2 protein-coding genes are annotated in these 3,539 nt (G+C 71.0%); both read left to right on the forward strand.

What is annotated here, in order from left to right; genetic code table 11:
• Window positions 1–2,124 (forward strand): condensation domain-containing protein (locus AB0M67_RS41530; RefSeq protein WP_365753400.1); only part of this gene is annotated, 2,124 nt, incomplete at its 5' end.
• On the forward strand, window positions 2,121–3,539 hold a 1,419-nt coding region (locus AB0M67_RS41535), incomplete at its 3' end, for a condensation domain-containing protein (RefSeq protein WP_365753402.1). The genes AB0M67_RS41530 and AB0M67_RS41535, both read left to right, overlap by 4 nt.

Consider the following 3,539-nt stretch of genomic DNA (forward strand, 5'->3'; position numbering starts at 1 on the left):
TATCTGGGCCGGGCGGATCTTCAGGTGAAGATTCGTGGTTTCCGTATTGAGTTGGGTGAGGTCGAGGCGGTTCTGGCTCGTTGTGCGGGGGTGGGGCAGTGCACGGTGGTGGTGCGTGAGGACCGTCCTGGTGACAAGCGGCTTGTGGGGTATGCGGTTCCGGTTTCGGGTGTTGTGGCGGGTCTTGATCCGGCTGCTTTGAGGGAGGATCTGGCGCGGGTGCTGCCGGGCCATATGGTGCCCGCGGCGATCGTGCCGCTCGATGCCCTGCCTCTGACCCCCAACGGCAAGACCGACCAACGCGCCCTGCCGAGCCCTGTGTACGGCGACGAGACCCGGCGGCGAGCCCCCCGCACGCCGCGCGAGGAGGCACTGTGCTCCCTGTTCGCCGAGGTCCTCGCCCAGGACGAAGTCGGCGTCGACGAGGGGTTCTTCGCGCTCGGCGGCGACAGCATCATGGCCATTCAGTTCGTCAGCCGGGCCCGTCGCGAGGGGCTGGAACTCTCCGTACGTGAGGTCTTCGAGCACCAGACGGTGGCGTCCTTGGCCCACGTCGTCCGCGATGCCGACGGTGGTGCCGGGACCGCCGAGGAGGATGTGGCGGGCACCGGTCCCGTACCGCTCATGCCCATCACCCACTGGTTCGCCGAACTGGGTGCTCCCACAGACCACTTCAGCCAGTCGCAGCTGGTCCGCGTACCGGCGGGGGCCGAACCCGCCCGGCTGACGCGGACACTCCAGGCGGTCCTGGACCACCACGACGCCCTGCGTATGACCCTTCACATCGCTGACGAGAGTGAGGGCGCCGCGGGGTGGAGCCTGGAGATCCCCGACGGACCCGGCCCGCGCGCGGCCGATGTGCTGCACCGGGTGGACGCGTCCGCCGTGGACGAGGACGGGTTACGCGGTCTGCTCCTCCGGGAGGGCGGAGCGGCTCGCGCCAGGCTCGCGCCCCGGGACGGCGTGATGGTGCAGGCGGTCTGGTTCGACGCCGGACCGAACCGGCAGGGCAAGCTCCTCCTGGTGGTGCACCACCTCGCCGTCGACGGGGTGTCCTGGCGCATCCTGCTGCCTGACCTCGCGGAGGCATGGAGTGAGTGCGCCTCCGGGGCCACCCCGCACCTCCAGCCGGTGGGCACCTCGCTGCGCGGCTGGGCACACCGGCTCACCGAACTCGCCGCCGATCGCCCGGACGACACCGAACTCGCCCTGTGGAACGACGTACTGAACCAGCCGGAAGCGCCGCTCGGCGGGCGTCCCCTGGACCCGGCGCGGGACACCTACGCGACCGCCCGGCATCTCTCGCTGACCCTGTCGAGGGAGGTGACCGAAGCCGTGCTGGGCGCGGTGCCGACCACCTTCCGCGCGGGGGTCGACGAGGTGCTCCTCGCCGCCTTCACCCTCGCCATGGCCGAGTGGCGGCAGGACGACCGGTCGGCGCGGGCCGCCGGGGTACTGCTGGATCTCGAAGGGCACGGCCGCGAGGAGGAGTTCGTGGGCCGCGCCGAGCTGTCACGTACCGTCGGCTGGTTCACCAGCATCCACCCCGTACGCCTCAGCACGGGCCCCCTGGACCTCGCCGACGCGTGGGCCGCCGGCCCGGCCGCCGGTGACCTGGTCAAGCGGGTCAAGGAACAGCTGCGCCGGATCCCCGACCGCGGCATGGGCTATGGGCTGGCCCGCTACCTCAATCCACGCACGGCGGGCCCGCTCGCCGCCCGTCCACAGCCGTTGATCGGATTCAACTACCTGGGCAGGTACACCGTGGGTACCGACCAGGACCCCGGGGACTGGACCATCGAGGCGGGGGCCGACACCGGCTCCGACCACGATCCGCGCATGCCACTGCCGCATGTGCTCGAAGTGAACGCCGCGACCCGGGACACCTCTCGTGGGCCCGAACTGGCGGCGGTGTGGACCTGGGCGGGAGACCTGCTCACCCAGGAGCGGGTCGACGAACTGGCCCAGCTCTGGTTCCGGGCCCTGACCTCCCTGGCCGAACACGCGGAACGACCCGACGCCGGCGGGCTCACGCCGTCCGACGTGGCGCTGTCGACGATCGACCAGCGCGAGATCGACGACTTCGAAGACGAACTGACGCAGGAGTGGGAGACGCACGCATGAGCCGACAGCCGCGGGCCATCGAGGACATTCTGCCCCTCTCGCCGTTGCAGGAGGGGCTCCTCTTCCACAGCGTCTACGACCGTTCGGGCAACGACGTCTACACCGCGCAGTCGGTATTCGACCTGGCCGAGCCGCTGGACACCGGCGCCCTGCGCGGCGCCGTGGCAGGCCTCCTCCGTCGGCACGCGGCCCTGCGTGCCTGCTTCCGCCAGCGGAAGTCGGGCGAGTGGGCACAGCTGGTGCTGCGCGACGTCGACCCCGTATGGCAGGAGATCGACCTCAGCGGTCTGCCCGAGGCCGAGCGCGGCGCCGAGGCGGACCGTATCGTCGCGGAGGACCGGATACGGCGTTTCGACCTCGCCAAGCCCCCGCTGATGCGGTGCACACTGCTCCGGCTCGGCGGCGGTGCCTACCGGTTCCTGCTGACCAGCCACCACCTGCTCTACGACGGCTGGTCGCAGCCCCTGCTGGCCCGCGACCTGTTCGCCCTGTTCGAGAACCGTGGTGCCACGGACGAGCTGCCTCCCGTACGCCCCTACCGCGACTACCTGGCCTGGCTCGCCGGGCAGGACCGTGACGAGGCCGTCCGCGCCTGGAGCGAGGCGCTCGACGGAATCGTCGGCGCGACGCTTGTCGCGCCCGGCGCCGACCGCGATCCCGTCGTGCCGGAAGAGGTACGCCTGGAGCTCTCCGAGGAGGACACCGCCACCCTGCTCGGCTGGGCACGGGAGAACGGTCTCACCCTGAGCACCGTCGTGCAGGGCGCCTGGGCCCTGGTCCTGGGTGCCATGACCGGACGGGACGACATCGTCACCGGCGTCACCGTCAACGGGCGGCCGCCCGAGGTCGCGGGTGTCGAGTCGATGGTCGGCCTGTTCATCAACACCGTTCCCCTGCGGCACCGCATCCGCTACGGCGAGTCCCTCACGGCGATGCTTCGGCGGCTCCAGGACGAGCAGACCCTGCTCCTGGCACACCAGCACCTCGGCCTGTCCGAGATCCAGCGGGAGGCCGGCGCCGGTGAACTCTTCGACACGCTACTGGTCTTCCAGAACTATCCCTCCAGCGGAGCCGGCCACGGCGGCGGTACCGGCTCCCTGCGGGTCACCCGTGTGGAGAGCCGGGACGCCACCCACTACCCACTGGCGCTGATGGCCGTACCCGGGGACCGGTTCGGCTTCCGTCTCGACTACCGCGGCGACGCCTTCGACCGGGCCGCGGCCGAAGGCGTACTCGACAGGCTCGCCCGAGTGCTCGACGCGCTGGTGCACAACCCCGCCCAGCCGGTGGCCGCCCTGGATGTGTTGTCGGGTGAGGAGCGGCGGCGGGTGGTGGTGGAGTGGAATGCGACGGGGCATGTGGTGCCGTCGGTGTCGTTGGCTGATTTGTTTGTGGAGCAGGTGGAGCGGTCGCCG

Source organism: Streptomyces sp. NPDC051662, from assembly GCF_040681655.1.
In the GTDB taxonomy this organism is placed as follows: domain Bacteria; phylum Actinomycetota; class Actinomycetes; order Streptomycetales; family Streptomycetaceae; genus Streptomyces.